This window comes from Arthrobacter sp. MOO21 (genome assembly GCF_057369995.2).
This window is the reverse complement of record NZ_CM170671.2, coordinates 39,393-62,092: the sequence shown is the minus strand read 5'-3', so window position 1 is coordinate 62,092 and position 22,700 is coordinate 39,393. Positions and strand designations below refer to the sequence as shown.

The 22,700-nt window shown below is 66.5% G+C and carries 20 protein-coding genes and 2 pseudogenes; 19 read left to right on the top strand and 3 right to left on the bottom strand.

The features are described from left to right. The first annotated feature begins 1 nt into the window (after nt 1). The 5 genes and pseudogenes from AC2JAJ_RS00285 to AC2JAJ_RS00265 all read left to right on the top strand — a co-directional run bounded on the left by AC2JAJ_RS00285 (nt 2) and on the right by AC2JAJ_RS00265 (nt 6,495). The gene (locus AC2JAJ_RS00285; protein WP_221383782.1) at nt 2–1,693 is read left to right on the top strand and encodes a ribonuclease J; all 1,692 of its coding nucleotides are present in this window, start codon (nt 2–4) and stop codon (nt 1,691–1,693) included. A 140-nt stretch (nt 1,694–1,833) separates the two neighbouring features. After that, nucleotides 1,834–4,723, top strand: a pseudogene (locus AC2JAJ_RS00280) (FtsK/SpoIIIE family DNA translocase). Between the two features lie 17 nt (nt 4,724–4,740). Then, nucleotides 4,741–5,400 (top strand): CDP-diacylglycerol--glycerol-3-phosphate 3-phosphatidyltransferase, encoded by a 660-nt coding sequence (gene pgsA / locus AC2JAJ_RS00275; protein WP_221383780.1) that lies wholly within the window; start codon nt 4,741–4,743, stop codon nt 5,398–5,400. Further along, the gene (locus AC2JAJ_RS00270) at nt 5,397–5,876 is read left to right on the top strand and encodes a CinA family protein (protein ID WP_486414677.1); all 480 of its coding nucleotides are present in this window, start codon (nt 5,397–5,399) and stop codon (nt 5,874–5,876) included. The genes pgsA and AC2JAJ_RS00270 overlap by 4 nt, the downstream gene beginning before the upstream one ends. A gap of 166 nt (nt 5,877–6,042) precedes the next feature. Further along, complete coding sequence (locus AC2JAJ_RS00265; protein WP_260323035.1) at nt 6,043–6,495, top strand: helix-turn-helix domain-containing protein; 453 nt, start codon at nt 6,043–6,045, stop codon at nt 6,493–6,495. 93 nt (nt 6,496–6,588) lie between these two features. Here AC2JAJ_RS00265 and AC2JAJ_RS00260 read toward each other — a convergent pair whose 3' ends face one another. Beyond that, nucleotides 6,589–7,134 carry a MarR family winged helix-turn-helix transcriptional regulator gene (locus AC2JAJ_RS00260; protein WP_486414678.1) on the bottom strand — a complete coding sequence of 182 codons (546 nt, stop codon included), beginning with the start codon at nt 7,132–7,134 and terminating at the stop codon, nt 6,589–6,591. A 41-nt stretch (nt 7,135–7,175) separates the two neighbouring features. Here AC2JAJ_RS00260 and AC2JAJ_RS00255 point away from each other — a divergent pair, with 41 nt between their 5' ends. The 6 genes from AC2JAJ_RS00255 (at nt 7,176) to dapF (ending at nt 12,835) form a co-directional block, all read left to right on the top strand. Then, entirely contained in the window at nt 7,176–7,403 is a 228-nt protein-coding gene (locus AC2JAJ_RS00255; protein WP_221383777.1) for a DUF3046 domain-containing protein, read from the top strand. Between the two features lie 241 nt (nt 7,404–7,644). Next, on the top strand, nt 7,645–8,700 hold the full coding sequence (gene recA / locus AC2JAJ_RS00250; protein WP_221384047.1) for a recombinase RecA: 1,056 nt from the start codon (nt 7,645–7,647) through the stop codon (nt 8,698–8,700). 162 nt (nt 8,701–8,862) lie between these two features. Next, nucleotides 8,863–9,387, top strand: coding sequence for a regulatory protein RecX (locus AC2JAJ_RS00245; RefSeq protein ID WP_486414679.1), 525 nt, complete (start codon nt 8,863–8,865; stop codon nt 9,385–9,387). Nucleotides 9,388–9,390: 3 nt separating this feature from the next. Further along, nucleotides 9,391–10,947, top strand: a complete 1,557-nt coding sequence (gene miaB, locus AC2JAJ_RS00240) for a tRNA (N6-isopentenyl adenosine(37)-C2)-methylthiotransferase MiaB (RefSeq protein WP_501053284.1) — start codon at nt 9,391–9,393, stop codon at nt 10,945–10,947. Between the two features lie 3 nt (nt 10,948–10,950). Continuing rightward, entirely contained in the window at nt 10,951–11,847 is an 897-nt protein-coding gene (miaA, locus tag AC2JAJ_RS00235) for a tRNA (adenosine(37)-N6)-dimethylallyltransferase MiaA (protein WP_486414681.1), read from the top strand. Nucleotides 11,848–11,890: 43 nt separating this feature from the next. Next, nucleotides 11,891–12,835 (top strand): diaminopimelate epimerase, encoded by a 945-nt coding sequence (dapF, locus tag AC2JAJ_RS00230; protein WP_486414682.1) that lies wholly within the window; start codon nt 11,891–11,893, stop codon nt 12,833–12,835. Here the strand turns inward: dapF and AC2JAJ_RS00225 are convergent. Next, a complete protein-coding gene (locus AC2JAJ_RS00225; RefSeq protein ID WP_486414683.1) occupies nt 12,807–13,430 on the bottom strand; it encodes a class I SAM-dependent methyltransferase in 624 nt (207 codons plus the stop codon). The two genes, dapF and AC2JAJ_RS00225, sit on opposite strands and share 29 nt — an antisense overlap. Nucleotides 13,431–13,850: 420 nt before the next feature. Here AC2JAJ_RS00225 and hflX point away from each other — a divergent pair, with 420 nt between their 5' ends. Together hflX and AC2JAJ_RS00215 are read left to right on the top strand one after the other, a co-directional pair. Continuing rightward, entirely contained in the window at nt 13,851–15,431 is a 1,581-nt protein-coding gene (gene hflX, locus AC2JAJ_RS00220) for a GTPase HflX (protein ID WP_486414684.1), read from the top strand. Further along, nucleotides 15,424–17,483, top strand: a pseudogene (locus AC2JAJ_RS00215) (ATP-dependent DNA helicase). Before hflX ends, AC2JAJ_RS00215 begins: the two are co-directional and overlap by 8 nt. 32 nt (nt 17,484–17,515) lie before the next feature. Here the strand turns inward: AC2JAJ_RS00215 and lexA are convergent. After that, nucleotides 17,516–18,250 carry a transcriptional repressor LexA gene (gene lexA / locus AC2JAJ_RS00210; RefSeq protein WP_486414686.1) on the bottom strand — a complete coding sequence of 245 codons (735 nt, stop codon included), beginning with the start codon at nt 18,248–18,250 and terminating at the stop codon, nt 17,516–17,518. Nucleotides 18,251–18,640: 390 nt separating this feature from the next. Here lexA and AC2JAJ_RS00205 point away from each other — a divergent pair, with 390 nt between their 5' ends. The 6 genes from AC2JAJ_RS00205 to priA all read left to right on the top strand — a co-directional run bounded on the left by AC2JAJ_RS00205 (nt 18,641) and on the right by priA (nt 22,687). Next, on the top strand, nt 18,641–19,057 hold the full coding sequence (locus AC2JAJ_RS00205) for a LysM peptidoglycan-binding domain-containing protein (protein WP_486414687.1): 417 nt from the start codon (nt 18,641–18,643) through the stop codon (nt 19,055–19,057). A gap of 91 nt (nt 19,058–19,148) precedes the next feature. Beyond that, nucleotides 19,149–20,267: a histidinol-phosphate transaminase gene (locus tag AC2JAJ_RS00200; RefSeq protein WP_221383767.1), complete on the top strand. Its 1,119-nt coding sequence runs from the start codon at nt 19,149–19,151 to the stop codon at nt 20,265–20,267. Between the two features lie 75 nt (nt 20,268–20,342). Continuing rightward, nucleotides 20,343–20,969 (top strand): imidazoleglycerol-phosphate dehydratase HisB, encoded by a 627-nt coding sequence (gene hisB / locus AC2JAJ_RS00195; RefSeq protein ID WP_221383766.1) that lies wholly within the window; start codon nt 20,343–20,345, stop codon nt 20,967–20,969. Next, on the top strand, nt 20,966–21,730 hold the full coding sequence (hisH, locus tag AC2JAJ_RS00190; protein WP_486414689.1) for an imidazole glycerol phosphate synthase subunit HisH: 765 nt from the start codon (nt 20,966–20,968) through the stop codon (nt 21,728–21,730). The genes hisB and hisH overlap by 4 nt, the downstream gene beginning before the upstream one ends. Further along, nucleotides 21,731–21,889 carry a CG2302 family histidine operon protein gene (locus AC2JAJ_RS00185; RefSeq protein ID WP_486414690.1) on the top strand — a complete coding sequence of 53 codons (159 nt, stop codon included), beginning with the start codon at nt 21,731–21,733 and terminating at the stop codon, nt 21,887–21,889. Nucleotides 21,890–21,940: 51 nt separating this feature from the next. Beyond that, complete coding sequence (gene priA, locus AC2JAJ_RS00180; protein WP_221383763.1) at nt 21,941–22,687, top strand: bifunctional 1-(5-phosphoribosyl)-5-((5-phosphoribosylamino)methylideneamino)imidazole-4-carboxamide isomerase/phosphoribosylanthranilate isomerase PriA; 747 nt, start codon at nt 21,941–21,943, stop codon at nt 22,685–22,687. The last annotated feature ends 13 nt before the right edge of the window (nt 22,688–22,700 follow it).

Here is a 22,700-nt window from a genome sequence, read left to right as displayed (position 1 = left end):
TATGACCCAAACTGCCCTCACCGGCCTTGTCACCCCTCCACGCCTGCCGCAGGGCACGCTACGGATTGTCCCGCTCGGCGGGCTGGGGGAGATCGGCCGGAACATGGCCGTGTTCGAAATCGACGGCAAACTGCTGATCGTGGACTGCGGCGTCCTCTTTCCCGAGGAAACCCAGCCCGGCGTTGACCTGATCCTTCCGGACTTCTCCTACATCGAGAACCGGCTGGACGACGTCGTGGCCGTGGTCCTGACCCACGGCCACGAGGACCACATCGGCGCTGTGCCGTACCTTTTGCGCCTGCGCAACGACATCCCGCTGGTGGGCTCGCAGCTGACCCTTGCCCTGATCGAGGCGAAGCTGCAGGAGCACCGCATTCGGCCCTACACGCTGACCGTGGAAGAGGGCCAGGTGGAGAAGTTCGGCCCCTTCGAATGCGAGTTCGTTGCCGTCAACCACTCCATTCCCGATGCCCTGGCCGTGTTCATCCGCACCGCAGGCGGCACCGTCCTGCACACGGGCGACTTCAAGATGGACCAGCTCCCGCTGGATGGCCGGATCACCGACCTGCGGCACTTCGCGAAGCTGGGGGAAGAGGGCGTGGACCTGTTCATGTCCGACTCCACCAACGCGGACGTTCCCGGCTTCACCACGGCGGAAAAGGAAATCGGCCCCACCCTCGAGCGGCTGTTCGGGCAGGCCACCAAGCGCATCATTGTGGCGTCCTTCTCCTCGCACGTGCACCGCGTCCAGCAGGTCCTGGATGCCGCCGCCAAGCACAACCGCAAGGTGGCCTTCGTGGGCCGGTCCATGGTCCGCAACATGGCGATCGCGGAAAAACTCGGCTACCTTGACGTCCCCGCCGGACTCATCGTCGACATCAAGAACATCGACAACCTCCCCGACAACCGCGTGGTGCTCATGTCCACCGGCTCCCAGGGTGAGCCGATGGCAGCCCTCTCCCGGATGGCGAACGGCGACCACCGTGTGGTGGTGGGCGACGGTGACACCGTCATCCTGGCCTCCAGCCTCATCCCGGGCAACGAGAACGCGGTGTTCCGGATCATCAACGGCCTCCTCAAGCTCGGTGCCGACGTCATCCACAAGGGCAACGCCAAGGTCCACGTTTCCGGCCACGCGGCCGCCGGGGAACTGCTCTACTGCTACAACATCCTCGAGCCCCTCAACGCCATGCCCGTGCACGGCGAAACCCGCCACCTGATTGCCAACGGCAAGATTGCCATCGAGTCCGGCGTGCCGGAAGCCAGTGTCATCCTCGCGGACAACGGCACCGTCATCGACCTCCGCGACCACCAGGCAGACATCGTGGGCCAGGTTGAGGTGGGCTTCGTCTACGTGGACGGCTCAAGCGTGGGCGAGATCACCGATGCCGACCTCAAGGACCGCCGCATCCTGGGCGACGAAGGCTTCATCTCCATCATCACGGTCATCCACCGCGCCACCGGCAAGGTGGTGTCCGGTCCGGAAATCCACGCCCGCGGCGTCGCCGAGGACGATTCGGTCTTCGATGACATCATCCCCAAGATCAACGCGGCCCTGGAGGAAGCAGTCCAGAACCACGCCGACCACACCAGCCACCAGCTCCAGCAGGTGGTCCGCCGGGTCGTAGGCACCTGGGTCAACCGGAAGCTCCGCCGCAAGCCCATGATCATCCCGGTGGTCCTCGAAGCCTGACGGGCATTCCCGCCACCGTTGGCATGCTGTCCTTCGAAGGGCCCGGTTCCCAGGAGCCGGGCCCTTCGCGCATCCCCGCGGGCTGGCCGGGGAACTCCGATATCCCGGGAATGGGAGCCTTGTTCCGGTAGCGTGGAACCATGGCCACACGCACTACTTCCGCGCCCAAAGGTACCGGCAGGGGCGGTTCGGGCACCAAGTCCGGCAGCTCCACAGGCCGCGGAACCGGCTCCACCTCCGGCAGGTCCGGACGAGGCAGCGGCTCGTCCAGCACCGCACGCACCCGCCAGCTCCCCGCCGTCGAATACCACCAGCCCTGGCTGCTCCGCGTGGTGGGCGGAGCGTGGCTGGGACTGGGACACCTGGTGGGCGGGGGAGTGCGCCGCATTGGCCATGACGTCAGCGACCTGCCCCCGGAAGAGCGCCGCGATGGCGCAGCCCTGTTCAACCTTGCGCTGGGGACCTTCATTGCCACCTTCGCCTGGTGGGGCCTGACCGGATGGTTCCCGGACGCCGTGTACGCGGTTGTGAACGGCACCTTCGGCTGGATCTCCCTCCTGCTTCCGCTCATGCTCTTCGTCTGCGCCTTCCGGCTCTTCCGCCGGCCCGAGGATGGCAGGGGCAACAACAGGGTGGGCATTGGCTTCCTGATCATGACCTTCGCCGGGTGCGGCCTGGCCCATGTCCTCGGCGGCCAGCCGACCGTTGCGCAGGGCTTCGACGGGCTCCGGCAGGCCGGCGGCATGCTCGGCTTCCTCGCCGCCACGCCGCTTGCCGCCATCCACCCGGCCGTGCCGGTGGTGCTCTACGCGCTGCTCGCCTTTGTGTCGCTGCTCATCATCACGGCAACCCCCTTTACCGCAATCCCGCGCCGGCTTCGCGGTGCGTACGAGCACCTTATGGGCATCGACCTGATGGAGCAGGACCAGCCCGGTGATGTCCATGACCGCAGCTACCTGGAGCGGACCCAGCCGGCCGCGCCGAAGAAGAAGCGCAAGCTCTTCGGCAAGGACGAGGAGCCCGACGCCGGCCTGGACGGCTACGTGGGCGATGAAGCCTTTGAGCACGCCGTTATTGACGACGACGAGCGCGAGCCTGCGCGGCCAGCCCCCGGCGTCCGGCGCCCCACCCAGGCGGAGATCGCCGTCGAAAAGATCAAGGCCGCCCAGGGCCTGGGCAAGGCGGAGCCCGGCTCCGGAGAACGCAACCGAGGCCATCCCTCTGGTCATTCCCGGCGCTGCAGCTCCTGCACGCCCCGCCGGCCCCGCTCCCACCGTTCCATCCAACCCTGTGGCGCCTGCACCGCCGCCCGTCCCCATCCCGCAGCGCACCGAACAGTTGTCCCTCGCGGGGGATGTCACCTACACCCTCCCCGCCTCGGACTACCTGACCCCGGGGTCCATCCCGAAGGAGCGCACGGAAGCCAACGACGCAGTCGTCGCTGCCCTGACTGACACCCTCCAGCAGTTCAACGTCGACGCCACCGTCACCGGCTTCAGCCGCGGCCCCACTGTGACCCGGTACGAGATCGAGCTCTCGCCCGGCACCAAGGTGGAGCGCGTCACGGCGCTGTCCAAGAACATTTCCTACGCCGTGGCGTCCAGTGACGTCCGGATCCTCAGCCCCATCCCCGGCAAATCTGCCATCGGCATCGAAATCCCCAACACGGACCGTGAGACCGTTTCCCTGGGCGATGTGCTCCGCAGCCAGAACGCACGCCGCACCGACCACCCGATGGTGATGGGCGTGGGCAAGGACGTTGAAGGCGGCTACGTGGTGGCCAACCTGGCCAAGATGCCCCACCTGCTGGTGGCCGGTGCCACCGGTGCCGGTAAGTCGTCCTTCGTGAACTCCATGATCACTTCCATCCTCATGCGCGCCACCCCGGACGAGGTGCGCATGGTCATGGTGGACCCCAAGCGGGTGGAGCTCACCGCCTACGAAGGCGTGCCGCACCTAATCACGCCGATCATCACCAACCCGAAGAAGGCTGCCGAGGCGCTGCAGTGGGTGGTCCGCGAGATGGACGCCCGCTATGACGACCTCGCCAACTACGGCTTCAAGCACATCGACGACTTCAACAAGGCAGTCCGCGCGGGCAAGGTCCAGCCGCCGCCCGACTCCAAGCGGGTGATCCGCCCCTACCCCTACCTGCTGGTGATCGTCGACGAACTCGCTGACCTCATGATGGTGGCCCCCCGCGATGTCGAAGATTCCATCGTCCGCATCACCCAGCTGGCCCGTGCTGCCGGCATCCACCTGGTCCTTGCCACCCAGCGACCATCCGTGGACGTGGTCACCGGCCTCATCAAGGCCAACGTGCCGTCCCGCATGGCGTTCGCCACGTCCTCCGTCACGGACTCCCGTGTTGTCCTGGACCAGCCCGGCGCCGAAAAGCTCATCGGCCAGGGTGATGCCCTCTTCCTCCCCATGGGTGCGTCCAAGGCAATGCGCGTCCAGGGCGCCTGGGTCTCGGAGTCCGAGATCCACAAGGTGGTGGAGCACGTCAAGGGGCAGCTGCAGGCCGTCTACCGCGACGACGTCGCCCCCGAGGCGGAGAAGAAGCAGATCGACGACGACATCGGCGACGACCTCGAGGTGCTGCTGCAGGCCACGGAGCTGGTGGTGACCACCCAGTTCGGGTCAACTTCGATGCTGCAGCGCAAGCTCCGCGTCGGGTTCGCGAAGGCCGGCCGGCTCATGGACCTGCTCGAGTCGCGCGGGGTGGTGGGCCCCTCCGAGGGCTCCAAGGCCCGCGACGTACTGGTCAAGCCGGACGACCTCGCCGCCGTCCTGGCCGCCATGAAGGGACAGGAGGCCCCCGCGGCGCCGGACTCCCAGACAGCGGCGCTCAGCGACAATGCCAACGCGAACATCGCCCAGGGCGGCTACGCCGAGGACCTCGTGGCGGCAGACCTCGACAAGCGGAAGCAGAACGTCGAATATTACGACGGCTCTGATTCCGCTCCGGGCGGGTATGGCGATGACGACGACGGCTCCGAGGACGCCTGGTCCCTCACCGGGCGCTAGCCCGGTAGCCTAGAACCGTGACTAGCACCGATGCAACCGCCGCCGGCCAGGGCCGTGCCGGGGTCTGGAACCTTCCCAATGTCCTGACCATGATCCGCATCGCGCTGGTTCCATTCTTCGTATGGTTCCTCGTGGCCGATGCCCCCGGGCTGCACAGCGTCTCGGGCCCGTGGCGCTGGGCAGCGGTGCTGGCGTTCGCCGTCGCCATCTACACGGACAAGCTCGACGGCGACATCGCCAGGAGCCGCAACCTCGTCACCGATTTCGGCAAGATCGCCGATCCCATCGCCGACAAGCTCCTCATCGGTTCGGCCCTGGTGATGCTCTCCCTGCTGGGGGAGCTGCCATGGTGGGCCACCCTGGTGATCCTGGTCCGCGAGTGGGGCATTACGGCCTTGCGGTTCTTCGTGATCCGTTACGGCGTCATCCCGGCTTCCCGGGGCGGCAAGCTCAAAACCGTCGTGCAGACTGCCGCGATCTTCCTGTACCTGCTGCCTTTAGGGGCGTTCGCGCCGTGGATGGCCTGGATCGCCTTCGCCGTGATGATGGCGGCGGTGGCAATTACGCTGTGGACCGGCGTCGAATACGTCATTGAGGCGCTCCGGCTGCGCGCCAGGGGGAAACGGCAGGCCGGACCGGCCGCGGGACGATCGGATAAAGGGCAGGAGCAGGCATGAGCAACCTCCACCATCTTGCAGCACAGGCTGTCCGGCTGGCCCTGGAGTCGCGGCTGACAGTGGCCACCGCGGAATCCCTGACGGCGGGAATGGTCTCGGCCGTGCTGGCTGACACTCCCGGTGCATCCGGCATGCTGCAGGGCGGGGTAGTGGCCTACCAGAACTCCGTAAAGGAAAACGTCCTGCACGTCTCTGCCGAACTGCTGGCACGCGCAGGGTCGGTCGACCCGGACGTGGCCAGCGCCATGGCCGCGGGTGCGCGGACCGCCCTTGGTGCCGACGTCGGGGTGGCCACCACCGGGGTGGCCGGACCGGACGCGCATGACGGAAAGCCCGTGGGCCGCGTGTACATCGGCATCGCAACGGCCGCAGGGGCCACAGGATTCGAGTACTCCTTTACCGGCAGCCGGCCCGACATCCGCGCCGGCGCCTGCGCGGCAGCCCTGGAACGGCTCCTCGAAGCCTTGTCCTCCTGAGGTTTCCGCCGCCAAGTTACCGGGCGTAAAGTTGTGGGGAACAAAAGCCGGTACCGATTAGTTATTACATTGTGTCGCTTCCGGATAGCGGAGGCGCCTAGGATGAAATGACCATGACGGTCCGCTCCACGGCGGGCCTGACCAATGAGGGAGCAAGGCGATACAGATGGTAAAGCAGCCCGTATCCGTAAACGGCGTTGTCCGCTGGAAGGATGTGGGCCTCGCCGAACAGGCTAAGAGCGAACAGAAGGAGCGCAAGATGGTAGTACTTCGTCACGAAATCGGTGATGTCCTGCGCGATGTCCGCCAGCGGCAGGGACGTACGCTCCGTGAAGTTTCGCACAGTGCCCGTGTCTCCCTGGGATACCTCAGCGAAGTGGAGCGCGGCCAGAAGGAAGCATCATCTGAGCTTTTGTCCTCGATCTGCTCGGCACTGGATGTTCCGCTGTCCAGCATGCTCCGCGAGGTCAGTGACCGCGTGGCAGTGGCTGAGGGCGTAGCAGTTCCGGACACCGTCCCGCAGGAATTCTCGCAGCGTTACGGCCGCGACCTTGAGCGCGACCTCAACACTGAACTGAACGACGAGCTTTCCAATGGCCTTCTCTCCGGCGCCCGGTAAGGGCAGTCCGGACCAGGCCACCTAAAGCACGGCCTTATACAGAAGGAAGCCTCCGGCAATGCCGGAGGCTTCCTTCTGTTCTGCAACTCCTGTTCAGTCTTCCTGTGCCCGCGGCGCGGACGGGGTATCCCCGTCCTGGGGCTCCCGGGGGAACCCGTCCCGCTCGTAGGTGGAGTTGAGCTTGGCCATATAGCGCGCCAACTCCTGCAGGTCCGCCACCGGCCATTCACGCAGCCGCTCCTGGAACACCTGGCGCCGCGCGTCCTGTACCTGGTGCATCTTCTCCTCACCCTTGGGCGTGAGCCGGATGGACTGCGCGCGCCGGTCCAGCGGGTCCGCCTCCTTCGACACCAGCCCCAGGCTTTCCAGGAACGCGATCTGGCGGCTGACCGACGGCTTGCCCACCCCGATGTTCATGGCGAGTTCGGTAAGGCGGATAGGCCCCTCGCGGCGGATGACGGTCAGCAGCCCGTAGGCTGCGGGTTCCATGTCCGGGTGCACTTCCCGCGAGAGCTGGTTGGAGATGGCCCGGGCCCGCCGCCAAAAAAGACTGATCTGGTGTTCGACGTTTTGCAGGGCCTCATCGGCGGCAGCTTCGCCTGCGCCGGACTCGGACGGGGCATCGGGGGAGTTGCTCATGGCAACAATTCTAGGGTCCACACTCATGAGAGGATTTATCGATGCGAATCAGCGAGTACTGGCGGCTCATGGACGACGAGTTCGGCGCGGGCTACTCCCGCGTCCTGAGCAGCACCCTGGTCCTTTCCGGGGTGGGCGGCCGCACCGCGGACCAGGCCCTGGCAGCCGGGGTGGAGCCGCGCAGGGTGTGGCTGGCAGTCTGCGACGTCCAGGACGTGCCGGCCGAACGGCGGCTGGGACGGGACATCCCCCCGCGCCGGGACCACTGACCTGGCCACGGCTTCCCAGGACCAGCGGGGCAACGGCCTTCCGGGCACCAACTACTGCTGACACGCCGCACGGCGCCGGCTCTTCGAATACCTGTTCGGATAAAGCTATGCTTTTCCTATTGGGTTTATCCACATAGCCGTCGTCCTCAGGCCGGAATGTCAGTGGGTCCCCTTAGCGTCAGAGATGACCAAGAAAACGGCCGCGAAGGCCACCATCGAGAAAGCATTAGAGGTGTCAACCATGGCGGCAGCCCCGGATCGTGCCAAGGCGCTGGAAGCAGCGCTGGCCCAGATTGACAAGCAGTTCGGCAAGGGTTCGGTGATGCGCCTGGGCGACGAAGTCCGCGCCCCCATCGAAGTCATTCCCACCGGCTCCATCGCACTGGACGTGGCCCTCGGCATCGGCGGCCTTCCCCGCGGCCGCGTCATCGAAATCTACGGCCCGGAATCCTCGGGTAAGACCACCGTGGCCCTGCACGCCGTAGCGAATGCACAGCGCGCGGGCGGCATCGCCGCCTTCATCGACGCCGAGCACGCGCTGGACCCGGACTATGCCGCAAAGCTGGGCGTCGACACGGACGCCCTCCTGGTGTCCCAGCCGGATACCGGCGAGCAGGCCCTGGAGATCATGGACATGCTGGTGGGCTCCGGCTCGCTGGACGTCATCGTTATCGACTCCGTTGCCGCCCTGGTGCCCCGCGCTGAAATCGAAGGCGACATGGGCGACAGCCACGTGGGCCTGCAGGCCCGGCTCATGAGCCAGGCCCTCCGTAAGATCACCGGCCGCCTGAGCCAGACGAAGACCACGGCGATCTTCATCAACCAGCTCCGCGAAAAGATTGGCGTGTTCTTCGGTTCCCCCGAAACCACCACCGGTGGTAAGGCCCTGAAGTTCTACGCGTCGGTCCGCATCGACGTCCGCCGCATCCAGACGCTCAAGGAAGGCGCCGATTCTGTCGGTAACCGCACCAAGGCCAAGATCGTCAAAAACAAGATGGCCCCGCCCTTCAAGGTCGCCGAGTTCGACATCATCTACGGCCAGGGCATCTCCCGCGAGGGCGGCATCATCGACATGGGCGTGGAGCATGGCATCATCAAGAAGTCGGGCTCGTGGTTTACCTATGACGGGGACCAGCTGGGCCAGGGCATGGAGAACTCCCGCCGCTTCCTCCGCGACAACCCCGAGCTCGCCGCTGAACTGGAGCGCCTGATCAAGGAGAAGCTCGGCGTCGGGGTAAAGGCGGCCGAAGAGGAGCCCAAGGATTCGCCGAAGCTGAAAGCCGTCGACGGGTTCTAGCCGTTGAGCTGGTCGTCTGAAGCGCAGCGTCCTGAAGCGCCCGTTCAGGGAACGGGCGCAAGGGACAGCCGGTCCCCGAAGGGGCGGCCCCGGCGGAACCGTTCCGGAAGCCCTTCTGCAGGGCACCCGGGCGGGTTCGCCGTTCCGGACGATCCCCGGGCCGTGGATGCTGAGCCGGATCCGGTTTCCGTCGCCCAGGCCATTGTCTACCGGCAGCTGACGGCGTCCGCCAAGAGCAGGCTGCAGCTGGCACGGAAGCTCGCCGAACGGAACATCCCGGAGGACGTTGCGGAATCGGTCCTGGACAGGTTCGAGGAAGCGCGCCTGATCAACGACGCCGAATTCGCCGACATGTGGGTCAGGAGCCGTGCACAGTCGCGCAAGCTCGCGAAGGGTGCGCTCCGGCGTGAGCTGGCCGACAAGGGCATCGACCAGGAAACCGCCAGTGCAGCCTTGGAACAGCTGACGGACGCGGACGAGGAAGCTGCGGCGAGAACCCTGGTGCAGCGTAAGCTGCGTCCCGGAACAGACCTTTCCGGCCAGGCAGGGCGGGAGAAAGCTGTCCGGCGGCTGGCGTCGATGCTGGCGCGAAAGGGCTATCAGCCCTCGCAGGCGTTCCGGATCGTCAACGAGGTCCTCGATTCCCAGGATCCCGTCAGCGATCCGCTGGGGAACCGGTACCCTTAACGGGTGAGTTTGACCATCCCTTCCTCCCCTTCCAGCGCCCCCACCCCTGCGGCAGAAGCCACCCCGCAGGATGCCGGCAGCCGCCCGCGTACGTACCAGGTGCGCACCTTCGGGTGCCAGATGAACGTTCACGACTCGGAGCGGATGGCCGGAATGCTTGAAGATGCCGGCTACGTGCCGGCGGAGGGCGAACAGGCCGACGTTGTGGTGTTCAACACCTGCGCGGTCCGTGAAAACGCCGACAACAAGCTCTACGGCAACCTCGGCATCCTGGCCCCGGTCAAAGCAGCCAACCCCGGAATGCAGATCGCCGTTGGCGGCTGCCTGGCGCAGAAGGACCGGGAAACCATCCTGAAGAAGGCTCCGTGGGTTGATGCGGTCTTTGGCACCCATAACGTGGGTGCGCTGCCCGCCCTCCTTGATCGGGCCCGGCACAACAACGAAGCACAGCTGGAGATCCTGGAATCCCTGGACGTCTTCCCGTCCACCCTTCCCACCAAGCGGGACTCTGTGTACTCCGGCTGGGTATCCATCTCCGTCGGCTGCAACAACACCTGCACCTTCTGCATCGTGCCCTCCCTCCGCGGGAAGGAAAAGGACCGCCGGCCGGGGGAAATCCTCGCCGAGATCCAGGCGCTTGTCGACGACGGCGCCATCGAGGTTACGCTGCTCGGCCAGAACGTGAACTCCTATGGCGTCGAATTCGGCGACCGCCAGGCCTTCTCCAAGCTGCTGCGGGCCTGCGGCGAAATCGAAGGACTGGAACGGGTTCGCTTCACCAGCCCCCACCCTGCCGCCTTCACCGATGACGTCATCGACGCCATGGCCGAAACGCCCAATGTCATGCCGCAGCTGCACATGCCGCTGCAGTCCGGCTCCGACAGCATCCTCCGGGCCATGAAGCGCTCGTACCGCTCCACGAAGTTCCTGGGCATCCTGGACAAGGTCCGGGAAAAGATCCCGAATGCCGCGATCTCCACCGACATCATCGTCGGTTTCCCCGGCGAAACAGAGGAAGATTTCCAGGCCACGCTGGACGTGGTGGAACAGTCGCGCTTCGCCACCGCCTTCACCTTCCAGTACTCCAAGCGCCCCGGCACGCCCGCCGCCGATCTGCCCGACCAGCTGCCCAAGGCGGTGGTCCAGGAACGCTTCGAGCGGCTCACCGCGCTGCAGGACCGGATCGCCGCAGAGGAGAACCGGAAGCAGCTCGGCCGCCGGGTGGAAGTCATGGTCACCGCCCAGTCCGGCCGCAAGGCCGAGGAGACCCACCGCCTCTCGGGACGTTCGCAGGACCAGCGGCTGGTCCACTTCTCCGTCCCGGACGGTGCTCCTGCGCCCAGGCCCGGGGACCTCGTGACCGTGACCGTCACCGAGGCCGCCGCGTTCCATCTCATCGCCGATCCCACGCCCGAGGACTACCACCTGCGACGGTCACGGGCCGGCGACGCCTGGGACAGGTCCCAGGCAGACTCCTGCGGGGCTCCGGCCCCGGGTGCCGGTGCGGGCCAGAAGGGTGTCTCCCTCGGCATGCCCTCGCTGCCGCTGCGCACCCGCTGACAGGTGGACGCTCCGCCCGTCATCGCCGTCGTCGGCCCTACCGGCTCCGGTAAGTCCGACCTCGCCGTCAACCTTGCCCTCGAACTTGACGGCGAGGTCGTCAACGCCGACGCCATGCAGTTCTACCGCGGCATGGATATCGGCACGGCCAAGATGACCGTGGCCGAACGCAGGGGAGTGCCGCACCACCTGCTGGACATCCTCGACGTAACGCAGGAAGCGAGCGTCTCCGACTTCCAGCAGCAGGCCCGCGATGCCATTGCTGACATCCACGCACGCGGTAAACGCGCCATCCTGGCCGGGGGCTCCGGGCTCTACGTGCGGGCTGCCCTGGACGTGCTGGAGTTTCCCGGGACGGACCCACGGCTTCGGAAACGGCTCGAGGCGGAACTGGCGGACCAGGGGACGCCCGCAATGCTGGCCAGGCTACATGCCGTGGACCCGGTTTCGGCGGAACGGCTGTCCGATGACCGGAGGATCATCCGCGCACTGGAAGTCCATGAGCTCACCGGCCGGCCCTTCAGCTCCTTCATGCCGCGCCGCGAGTACTACCAGCCAGCCATCCAGGTGGGGCTCAGCGTGGACCGCGAGGTCCTGCGGGAGCGACTGGCCGCCCGCGTGCACCGGATGGTGGATGCCGGGCTGCTCGCCGAGGTTCAACGCCTCGACGCCCAAGGCCTGCGCAGCGGCAAAACCGCCTCCCGCGGCCTCGGGTATTCGCAGTTCCTCCGGGTTCTCGACGGTCTTTCCACTGTCAGGGAGGCAGCGGAGGAAACCATTGTGGCCACCCGGCAGTTTGCCCGCCGGCAGCTCACCTGGTTCCGCGCCGACCCCCGCATCAGCTGGCTGGACTGGCAGGATCCTGACCTCAACAGCAAGGCCGCAGAGCTGTCCAAGTAGCCGCGTTTCAGCACCGGCAGCATCCGCCGCTACGCTTGACACCATGGATGCCACCTCCACAGAAACTTCCGAGTCCGCCTTCCGCACCCTGGGCGGGCTCCGCTTTTCCAAGGGGCACGGGACCGGCAACGACTTCGTCCTGACAGCCGATCCTGACGGGACGCAGGCCATCGACGCCGGTCAGGCCGCGGCGCTCTGTGACCGGCACCGCGGCATCGGCGCCGACGGGCTGATCAGGGCCGTGCCGTCACGTTTCCTTCCCGAAGGCCGCGAACTGCTCTCCGAAAATCCCGACGCGGAATGGTTCATGGACTACCGCAACGCCGACGGCTCACTGTCCGAAATGTGCGGCAACGGGGTAAGGGTCTTCGTCCACTTCCTGCGTACCGAGGGCCTGGTCAATTTGCCCGACGGCGGATCGCTCGCCATCGGCACCCGGGGCGGGGTCAAGACCGTGGTCCGCACCGGGGATGGCTACGCGGTGGACATGGGGCCCTGGGAGTTCATCTTCCCCGGCGAAGCCAGCGCCAAGGCCATGGATTCCCTGGTCACCGCTGACGGGCTGGAAGTTGCCAGGCCGGCACTCTCGGTGAGCATGGGCAACCCGCACACCGTGGTGGCCCTTGCCGAACTGTCCGAGCTGGCCGGCACCCGGCTCTTCACCGCGCCGAAGGTGGATCCGGTTCCCCCCAACGGAACCAACGTCGAGTTTGTGGTGCCCGCGGAACCGCTGGTGCACGACGGCGTCGGCTCAGTCACCATGCGCGTGCACGAACGCGGCGTGGGGGAGACCCAGTCCTGTGGCACCGGAGCGTGTGCGGCCGCCGTCGCCATCCGGCACTGGGCCGGCGCCGAGGCGCCTGACACCTGGCGTGTCCACGTTCCCGGAGGCGTGGTGGGCGTGAAGTTCTTTGCCGGCCCCGGCGGCCACGAGCACGTTGAGCTCAGCGGCCCCGCCGTCATTGTGGCGAGCGGGACTCTTTCCTGACCGTGAGGATGCGGAAGGACTTGGACGTCGATGCGCGCGACACCGTGAAGGATTCGTCCAATTCGGCTGCCAGCCAGCGCTGCAGCGAGTCCGAGCCCAGGTTCTTCTGCACCACCAGCCACGCGGTGCCGCCGTCGGCCAGCCGCGGAAGCCACAGCCTGAGCAGCGCATGCAGCTGATCCTTGCCGATGCGGATGGGCGGATTCGACCAGATTGTGTCGAAGCGCACTTCGGGGTCCACGGACTCAGGCGTTCCCGCGACCACATTGGACAGGCCGAGTGATGCCGCGTTCTCATTGGTCAACGCGATGCAGCGTTCGTTGACGTCCACCGCGTAGACCTTGGACTCCGGGGCGAGCAACGCCATGGTGAGGGCGACCGGACCCCAGCCGCACCCGATGTCCAGCAGATTCCCGGCGGGATGTGGTGGCGGGACTTCGGCCAGGAGGACGGCGGTTCCCTTGTCGATTCCGTCCGGGCTGAAGATGCCGGTGGACGTCTGCAGCTTTCGCGTCTGGCCTGCCAGTTCAACCGTGAGCGGTTTGCGGGTAAAGGGGCCGGCGGGGGTGGCGCTGAAATAGTGTGCGGACTCCATAACTGGCCAGAGTAGTTCCCCTTGCAGCGTAATGGGAAACCGCGGCCGCAGGCCTCTGCTACGGTTTAACGCATGTTCCTGATCTTCGAGTAGCCGGCCCGGGCTTAGCCCGCTCCGCAGCAACGTCCCACAGCGACGCAGGCGAACATCGCCTTCCGCTTGTGCACCGGACCAGTCGCCAGGCGTCTGCTCCGGCCGCCGGACAATACTCGAAGTCAGTCTTTTCGCTGCACTTCCCGCCATTTCTCCGGCCTTTCCTGCCGCCTTTGTGACGCGGCACCGTCCGCTGCCCGCCAAGAAGGCCGGCGGCGCCAGCAACCAGGAGAACATGTGACCGCAGGTCGTCAGCCCACCGCGAATTCTTCAGCACATTCCACCGATCGGCACTATTCTGGAACTGCCGAATCTTCAAAGGAGACCATGACCAGCCACCCCAACACCGGTTCCGATCCAGCCGCCCAGGACATGAGCCCTGAGGAAATCCAAGCTGTCATCGACCGGATCCTCGCCAAGGACGTACCGGCCAAGAACGTCAGCACGCCCGCCGGTGAAGGCAGCGGCAATGGAAAAAAGGTCCTCGGCACCGCGCAGGCCATTTCCCGCCTTGATGAGGAACACAGCGCGTTCGACGGCGACCAGCAGGACCTCGAGGAACGCCGCGCCCTGCGCCGGACGGCAGGCCTGTCCACCGAACTCGAGGACGTCACCGAGGTCGAATACCGCCAGCTCCGCCTGGAGCGGGTGGTCCTGGCCGGCATCTGGTCCGAGGGAACCCTCGCAGACGCCGAAAACTCGCTGCGCGAGTTGGCCGCCCTCGCCGAGACGGCCGGCTCCGAAGTACTCGACGGCCTCGTTCAGCGCAGGGACAAGCCGGATCCCGGCACGTTCCTTGGATCCGGTAAAGCCCAGGAACTCAAGGACATCGTCATGGCCACCGGCGCGGACACCGTGGTGGTCGACGCCGAACTGGCGCCATCCCAGCGGCGTGGCCTCGAGGACATCGTCAAGGTCAAGGTCATCGACCGCACGGCCCTGATCCTGGACATCTTCGCCCAGCATGCCAAGAGCCGCGAGGGCAAGGCCCAGGTTGAGCTGGCCCAGCTCGAATACCTGCTTCCACGCCTTCGAGGCTGGGGTGAATCGATGTCCCGCCAGGCCGGTGGCCAGGTGGGTGGCGCAGCTGCCGGCATGGGCTCCCGTGGCCCCGGTGAGACCAAGATCGAACTGGACCGCCGGCGGATCCGTACGCGCATGGCCAAGCTGCGGCGGGAAATCGCCGCGATGAAGCCTGCCCGCGAGACCAAGCGCGCCAATCGCCGTCGTAATGAAGTCCCCTCGGTGGCCATCGCCGGGTACACCAACGCCGGAAAATCTTCGCTGCTCAACCGCCTCACGGACGCCGGCGTCCTCGTGGAGAACGCACTCTTCGCCACGCTCGATCCCACCGTCCGCAAAGCTGAGACGGCTGACGGCCTGGGGTACACGCTGGCCGACACCGTCGGGTTCGTCCGGTCACTGCCCACCCAGCTCGTGGAAGCATTCCGCTCCACCCTTGAAGAGGTGGCGGACGCTGACCTGATCCTGCACGTCGTCGACGCCTCCCACCCGGACCCGGAAGGGCAGATCGCCGCCGTCCGCAAGGTCTTCAGTGAAGTCGATGCGCGCAAGGTGCCCGAGATCATCGTGCTGAACAAGGCCGACGCCGCGGATCCTTTCGTGGTGGAGCGGCTCAAGCAGCGCGAGCCGCGGCACGTGGTGGTGTCGGCCCGCACCGGCGAAGGTATTGCGGAGCTGCTGAAGGCCATCAGCGACGCCATTCCGCGGCCCAGCGTCAAGCTCGAACTGCTCATCCCGTATGACCGCGGTGACCTGGTCAGCAAGCTCCACGAGTCGGACGCGGAAATCATCAGCCTGGACCACGGGGAGACGGGCACCAAGGCCGTCGTGATGGTGCGGGAAGGCCTCGCGTCCGAACTGAAACCATTCGCCAGCAATGACTGACCCCGCGGCCGGAAAAGCCACGGAGACGGCCGGCGGGCAGTTCGTCCTCGAACTGCTCGACCGGGCCGTTGCGGGCATGGGCGGGCAGAGCCGCGCGGGCCAGCACGAAATGGCGCGGCAGGTGGCGCAGGCGATCGAAACGGGCAACCACCTGCTGGTCCAGGCCGGCACCGGCACCGGCAAATCGCTGGCCTACCTTGTGCCGCTCATTGCCCATGCGCTCGAAAGCGACAAACCCGCGCTGGTCTCGACAGCCACCCTGGCACTGCAGACGCAGATTGTGGGCAGGGACCTGCCCAGGCTCCTGAAGAATATCGGCCCGGCGCTGGAGCGCCCCGTCAAGGTGGCGCTGGTCAAGGGCAGGTCCAACTACGTCTGCCGGCACAAGCTCGAAGGCGGCTTCCCGTCGGAAGAACCTGCCGAAGGCCAGCTTTTCTCCCTCGGCGAGGACACGAGCGTCCCGCACTTCGCTGCCGCGGTGGGAGGCCCGGCCTCCCAGCTCGGCAAGGAAGTGGTGCGCCTGCGCGAATGGGCAGAGAAGACGGCCACGGGTGACCGGGACGAGTTGCTGCCCGGTGTTACCGACAGGGCCTGGCGGCAGGTCTCCGTGACTTCCATGGAATGCCTCGGGGCACAAAAGTGCCCCATGGCCGCCGAATGCTTCAGCGAGCTCGCGCGGCAGGACGCTGCCGAGGCCGACGTCGTGGTCACCAACCACGCCATGCTCGCCGTCAGTGCCTTTGAGGGGCTGGCGGTCCTGCCCGAGTACGATGTCGTGGTGGTGGACGAAGCCCACGAACTGCAGGACCGGGTCACCGGGGCCGTCACCGGGCAGCTGTCCGTGGCCATGGTGCACGCGGCCGCCGCAGGCGCACGGAAGCACACCGCCATCACCGTCGACGCCCTCAATGCCGCCGCTGCCAACCTGGAGCTCGCCCTGGCGGGCGCCCCGGGCGGCCTGCTGCCCAACGGCCTGAACGATGAGCAGCTGGACTGCGTGGACCAGTTGCGGGAAGCCTGCCGTGCCGCGTTGTCCGATTCGAAGGGGGACGGCAACACCACGGCCGACGGCGGCAGGCAGCTTGCCAGGTCACGGCTCATGCTCATCCTGGAACTCTGCGAGCGGCTGATCGCCGCCCGGGAGAACCGCGAGGTGGTCTGGTTCTCCCGCGCCAGCACATTCGATCCGGGCCAGGCGTATTCCCAGCCGGACGAGAGCGCGCCGGTACTGATCAACATCGCCCCGCTCTCCGTCGCCGGAAGGCTGCGCGAAGGGCTCTTCGCCGGGCACACGGTCGTGCTGACGTCCGCTACGTTGGCCATCGGTTCCGCGTTTGAACCGGCCGCGGGCGGCCTGGGCCTGATTGGCGAGGGCGCACCCAGCTGGACCGGGGTGGATGTTGGCTCGCCCTTCGACTACCCGCGGCAGGGGATCCTCTATGTGGCCGGGCACCTGCCCAAACCCGGGCGCGGTGTTTCGCCCGAAGCGCTGGCCGAACTGGAAGCACTCATCAAGGCCTCCGGCGGGGGAGCGCTGTGCCTGTTTTCGTCCCGCCGCGCGGCGGAGGAGGCCGCGGATGCCCTCCGCGCCAAGGTCGGCGTGAAGATCCTCTGCCAGGGTGAGTCCACCATGACCGCGCTGGTCAAGCAGTTCGCGGACGAACCTGACACCTGCCTGTTCGGAACCATGTCGCTGTGGCAGGGGGTGGATGTTCCCGGCGGGTCGTGCCGGCTGGTGGTGATCGACCGGATTCCGTTCCCGCGCCCGGATGACCCCCTGATGACGGCACGTTCACGGGCCGTGGCACAGGCCGGGGGCAACGGTTTCATGTCCGTCTCAGCAACCCATGCAGCGATCCGCCTCGCGCAGGGGCCGGCCGGCTCATCAGGTCAACGGGGGACAAAGGCGTGGTGGCTGTCCTGGATTCCCGCCTGGCCACCGAACGCTATGCCGGATTCCTGCGGGCTGCCCTGCCGCCGTTCTGGTCCACCACGGACCGCAGCAAGGCTTTGGCGGCCCTCAGCCGGCTGGGGGCCGAAGCCTCCGCCTAGGACGGGTACAGCGGATCAGCGGGTACGGCGGATCACAGTGAGCGCAGGACGGAGACCACTTTGCCCATGATGGTGGCGTGGTCGCCCAGGATGGGCTCGTACTGCGTGTTCTGCGGGAGCAGCCAGGTGTGGCCATCGCGCTGCCGGAACGTCTTGACCGTGGCCTCGTCATCCAGCAGCGCAGCGACGATGTCACCGTTGGCGGCGTCAGCCTGGCGCCGGACCACCACCCAGTCGCCGTCGCAAATGGCCGCATCCACCATCGAATCACCGGCCACCTTGAGCATGAAGAGCTCACCCTGGCCGACGAGCTGGCGGGGGAGCGGCATGACATCTTCAATCACCTGGTCCGCCAGGATGGGACCGCCGGCCGCAATGCGGCCCACCAGCGGAACCATGGCGGTATCCAGCGCTGTGGGCAGCTCCGTTACGGTGGCTCCTGCACCGGGTGCGTGCAGCGACGGCGTACCCTCGGCCTTGGCTGCGCCACGGTCCAGGGTGAGGGGCATCAGCACTTCCATGGCGCGGGGCCGTTTCGGGTCCCTGCGGAGGTAGCCGAGCTTTTCCAGCTGTGAAAGCTGGTGGGTCACACTCGAAAGGCTTGCGAGGCCCACCGTATCCCCGATCTCGCGCATTGAGGGCGGATATCCGTTCTCATTGACTGAGCGCTGGATCGTTTCGAGGATCTTCTTCTGCCGTGGTGTCAGGCCCTTGGCGCTCCTCTTGTGCTGCGGGGCCGTCCTGCCTCCGGCGGCTGCTGCTGCCATAAACGCCAATGCCTTTCGGTTGCCACCGGACCTCCCGCACCGTGCTGTCCAACAGCGCTGCCGGAAGGATCCCCACCGTCATTGTCAGACCCTGCTGGTCAACTTTCCTGGTGGTTGTTCTTTGTTCTCAAAGCTAGGCCAGCCACATCGCTTTTTCAAACATTTGTTCTAGCGAGTCTCGACATTGTTCGTTGATAAGTGCTAAAACTGAACCAGCAAAGTTCGAACATGTGTTCTAGTCCGCGTCTACCCGTTCGAAGATGGCACCGGAAAACCAGATCCGGGGTGATCTTCAGAAGGGATGGCCGCGGCGGGTGCGGAAGGCGGTACCTCCGCCGGTGCCCGGCCGGTTTGGTTGCAGCACAGTATTGGTCCAGGAGGGCTAAGTTCATGTCAGCTTTATCTCTTCCCCAGGTTTCCCGTCCGCGGCAGTTCCCGGTGCAGCAACTGCTGTCCCGCCGCGAACCAGCACGCCGCGTCAGTCAGGCGCCGTCCGGCCGGATTCGACTGACCCGCCGCGGCAGGCTCGTCCTGATCGGCATCCCGGCCATGCTCCTGGCTGTGCTCCTGTTATCCTTGTCCGGCCTCTTCAACTCCCCGGCCAAGGCCGCCGATTCCGCAGCTGACCTTGGGCTGACGCCCACCGTGACCGTGACGGTCCAGCCCGGCCAGTCCCTCTGGGCTATCGCAGGTGAAGTCGCACCAGGCCGCGACGCCCGCGACGTTGTTGCGGATATCGTGCAGCTCAACAATCTCGCGGCCGGTGCCGTCCTGCCCGGCCAGCAGCTTTTCGTTCCCACCCGCTGACCGGGGCGGGCCCGGCCGTGCGGAGCCACGCCGAGGGCGAACAGAAGCTGTCACATTTTCCGGTCGTTCCCGAGGCAACTAAACTGTTCAGGTGAATGACCAGCTAGAACGTCTGAACCGGCTTCCCCTCCGCAGCAACCTTCGCGGGCTCACCCCCTACGGGGCACCCCAGCTGGATGTCCCCATCCTCCTCAACGTCAACGAGAACACCCACGGTGTCCCGGCCGATGTGCGCGCAGCCATCGCTGCCGCCGTGACCGAGGCCGCTGCGGGACTGAACCGCTACCCGGACCGGGAGTTCACAGATCTTCGGCGGGCACTGGCGGAATACCTTGGACACGGTTTGGACGCGTCCAACCTGTGGGCAGCCAACGGGTCCAACGAGGTCCTGCAGCAAATCCTTCAGGCCTTTGGCGGCCCCGGCCGCACCGCCCTCGGTTTCCCGCCCACGTACTCCATGTACCCTCTGCTCGCCAGCGGCACGGACACCCGCTACATCACCGGCGAACGCGCGGGGAACTACGACCTCAGCGCAGAATCGGCAGCCCGCCAGGTCAGGGAACTCCAGCCGAACATCGTGTTCCTTTGTTCCCCGAACAATCCCACCGGGACCGGACTCGGCCTTGATGTCGTGGAGGCCGTCTACGACGCTGGGGCGGAAAGCCAGACCATCGTGATCGTTGATGAGGCTTACCACGAGTTTGCCCACGAGGGCACGCCCAGCGCCCTGACCCTGCTGCCCGGCAGGGAGCGGCTGATCGTCTCCCGCACCATGAGCAAGGCCTTCGCGCTGGCCGGCGCCCGCCTCGGCTACATGGCTGCAGCCCCGGAAGTCACCGACGCCCTCCGCCTGGTGCGGCTGCCGTACCACCTCTCCGCCATCACGCAGGCAACAGCCCTCGCTGCCCTCGAGCACCGGGAAGCGCTGATGGCGGAGGTCGAGGACATCAAGAAGCAACGGGACCGCATCGTCGAAGGCCTGACCCGGATGGGCTTGACCCCCGCCGCTTCGGATTCCAACTTCGTTTTCTTTGGCGGCCTCGAGAATCCCCACCAGGTCTGGCAGGAACTCCTGGACGCGGGCGTGCTGATCCGCGACGTCGGAATCCCCGGCCACCTCCGGGTCACGGCAGGCACTGAGGCGGAAACCACAGCGTTCCTTACGTCACTGGAACGCATTCTTGCCGGACAGGCCGCGCTTCCCGCCTAGACTTGATACAGCGGCTTCCGGGTGCAGCAGCGCTGGACGCCTTGAACCAACCACTCCCTAAAAGGATCCTTCACCATGACTTCCACCGGATCGAACGCCGCCGAGGCCAGGACAGCCCGCATGGAGCGAGCCACCAGCGAGTCGTCCGTGCTCGTGGAAATCAACCTTGACGGTACCGGCGTCTCGGACATCGACACCTCAGTGCCGTTCTACGACCACATGCTCACTGCCCTGTGCAAGCACTCGCTGATCGACATGACAGTGAAGGCCACCGGCGATATCCACATCGACGTCCACCACACAGTGGAGGACGTCGCCATCACCTTCGGCGAGGTCCTGCGCTCGGCGCTCGGCAACAAGGCAGGCATCCGCAGGTTCGGCGAAGCCACCGTCCCGCTGGACGAAGCACTGGCCCACGCCGTAGTCGACGTCTCGGGCCGGCCTTACCTCGTCCACGGCGGCGAGCCTGCAGGCCAGGAATACCACCTGATCGGCGGCCACTTCACCGGGTCCCTCACCCGGCACGTGTTTGAAGCCATCACGCTGCACGCAGGTATCTGCCTGCACATGAACGTGCTTGCCGGCCGCGACCCGCACCACATTGTCGAGGCGCAGTTCAAGGCCTTTGCCCGCGCCCTGCGCGCCGCCGTCGAACCCGACCCCCGCGTAGAGGGCATCCCTTCCACCAAGGGCGCGCTGTGAGCGGGCAGATCCTCAAGGACGGTGCCATCGTCGATCCCTCCGCCTCGCGGAAGCTGCCTTCGCCGGAGGGCAAGCCGACCGTCACGGTGCTCGATTACGGTTCGGGAAACGTCAGGTCCGCCGTGCGTGCCTTGGAGCGCGCCGGTGCGGAGGTGATCCTCAGCGCCAAGCCGGAGGATGTGCTCAATGCCGACGGTTTGGTGGTGCCCGGAGTGGGCGCTTTCGAGACCGTCATGCGCGAACTCAAGGCAGTGGACGGGATCCGGCTCATCGGCAGGCGCGTTGCAGGCGGGCGGCCAGTGCTGGGCATTTGCGTCGGCCTCCAGGTCCTGTTCGAAGCAGGCGTGGAACACGGCACCGAAGCCGAAGGCATCGGCGAATGGCCCGGCAAGGTGGAGGCGCTGCCGGCGGACGTCGTTCCGCACATGGGCTGGAACACCGTCAAGGTTCCGGAAGGCTCCAAACTCTTTGCCGGCGTCGAGAACGAACGGTTCTACTTCGTGCACTCCTACGGCGTGCAGGAATGGAACTTCGACGTCATTCAGCCCCGAATGGCACCGCCCCTGGTCACGTGGTCCGAGCACGGAGGCCCGTTCATTGCCGCCGTCGAAAACGGCCCGCTGTGTGCCACGCAGTTCCACCCGGAGAAGTCCGGCGATGCCGGCGCGCGGCTGCTGCGCAACTGGGTGGAAGGGCTGCGCAAGCCCGCCGCCAGCCACCCCGGGACCAGCGAAACCCCCGGCACCGGCAGCGACGCCTGAATGTGGTCCGTCCTGCTGATGGGCCTCGCCGGACTCCTGATCGGCGGCGCCATCGCTTTCCGGCAGCAGCACAGGCCGTTGTGGACGCAGGTTGTGTTCTGCGTCCTGGCCGCGATGTCGCTGCTCGCTGCGTACCTGCTGACGGTCCCCGCCGGCTGACCGCCACCCGGCCTTCCGTTTGCCTCGACAGAACCAACACCAAGGATGAGTATGACCACCGCATATGACCTGCCGGTACTTGAACTGCTGCCCGCCGTCGACGTCGTCAATGGCCAGGCCGTCCGGCTCGTCCAGGGCGAGGCGGGCAGCGAGACGAGCTACGGCACCCCCCTCGAAGCGGCGCTGAACTGGCAGCAGCAGGGTGCTGAATGGGTGCACCTGGTGGACCTGGACGCAGCTTTCGGACGCGGCTCGAACGCCGACCTGCTCCGCGAGGTCGTGGGCCGGCTGGACATCAAGGTTGAACTCTCCGGTGGCCTCCGCGACGACGAAACGCTGGAAGCGGCCCTCAACCTGGGCGTGGCGCGCGTCAACCTTGGTACTGCTGCCTTGGAAAACCCGGAGTGGACGCGCCGGGCCATCGAGCGTTTCGGCGACAAAATCGCCGTCGGGCTGGATGTCCGCGGAACCACGCTGGCCGGCCGCGGCTGGACCAAGGAAGGCGGAGATCTCTGGGACGTCCTGGACCGCCTCGAGGAAGCCGGGTGTTCCCGGTATGTGGTCACAGATGTGACCAAGGACGGCACGCTCCAGGGCCCCAACGTTGAACTCCTGCGCCAGATGGTGGAGAAGACCGGCAAGCCCGTTGTCGCGTCCGGTGGCATATCGAGCCTTGACGACCTGAAGGTGCTGCGTTCGCTGGTGCCGCTGGGCGTGGAAGGCGCCATCGTGGGCAAGGCCCTCTATGCCGGGGCCTTCACGCTTCCCGAAGCACTCGACGTCGCCGGCCGCCGCTAGGCGCCGGGAGGGC

Bases quoted from the DNA above. Each gene is read 5' to 3' on its own strand.
- AC2JAJ_RS00285 (WP_221383782.1), top strand. From the start codon at position 2: ATGACCCAAACTGCCCTCACCGGCCTTGTCACCCCTCCACGCCTGCCG.
- AC2JAJ_RS00270 (WP_486414677.1), top strand. From the start codon at position 5,397: ATGAGCAACCTCCACCATCTTGCAGCACAGGCTGTCCGGCTGGCCCTG.
- AC2JAJ_RS00265 (WP_260323035.1), top strand. From the start codon at position 6,043: ATGGTAAAGCAGCCCGTATCCGTAAACGGCGTTGTCCGCTGGAAGGAT.
- AC2JAJ_RS00260 (WP_486414678.1), bottom strand. From the start codon at position 7,134: ATGAGCAACTCCCCCGATGCCCCGTCCGAGTCCGGCGCAGGCGAAGCT.
- AC2JAJ_RS00255 (WP_221383777.1), top strand. From the start codon at position 7,176: ATGCGAATCAGCGAGTACTGGCGGCTCATGGACGACGAGTTCGGCGCG.
- recA (WP_221384047.1), top strand. From the start codon at position 7,645: ATGGCGGCAGCCCCGGATCGTGCCAAGGCGCTGGAAGCAGCGCTGGCC.
- dapF (WP_486414682.1), top strand. From the start codon at position 11,891: ATGGATGCCACCTCCACAGAAACTTCCGAGTCCGCCTTCCGCACCCTG.
- AC2JAJ_RS00225 (WP_486414683.1), bottom strand. From the start codon at position 13,430: ATGGAGTCCGCACACTATTTCAGCGCCACCCCCGCCGGCCCCTTTACC.
- hflX (WP_486414684.1), top strand. From the start codon at position 13,851: ATGACCAGCCACCCCAACACCGGTTCCGATCCAGCCGCCCAGGACATG.
- lexA (WP_486414686.1), bottom strand. From the start codon at position 18,250: ATGGCAGCAGCAGCCGCCGGAGGCAGGACGGCCCCGCAGCACAAGAGG.
- AC2JAJ_RS00205 (WP_486414687.1), top strand. From the start codon at position 18,641: ATGTCAGCTTTATCTCTTCCCCAGGTTTCCCGTCCGCGGCAGTTCCCG.
- hisB (WP_221383766.1), top strand. From the start codon at position 20,343: ATGACTTCCACCGGATCGAACGCCGCCGAGGCCAGGACAGCCCGCATG.
- AC2JAJ_RS00185 (WP_486414690.1), top strand. From the start codon at position 21,731: ATGTGGTCCGTCCTGCTGATGGGCCTCGCCGGACTCCTGATCGGCGGC.
- priA (WP_221383763.1), top strand. From the start codon at position 21,941: ATGACCACCGCATATGACCTGCCGGTACTTGAACTGCTGCCCGCCGTC.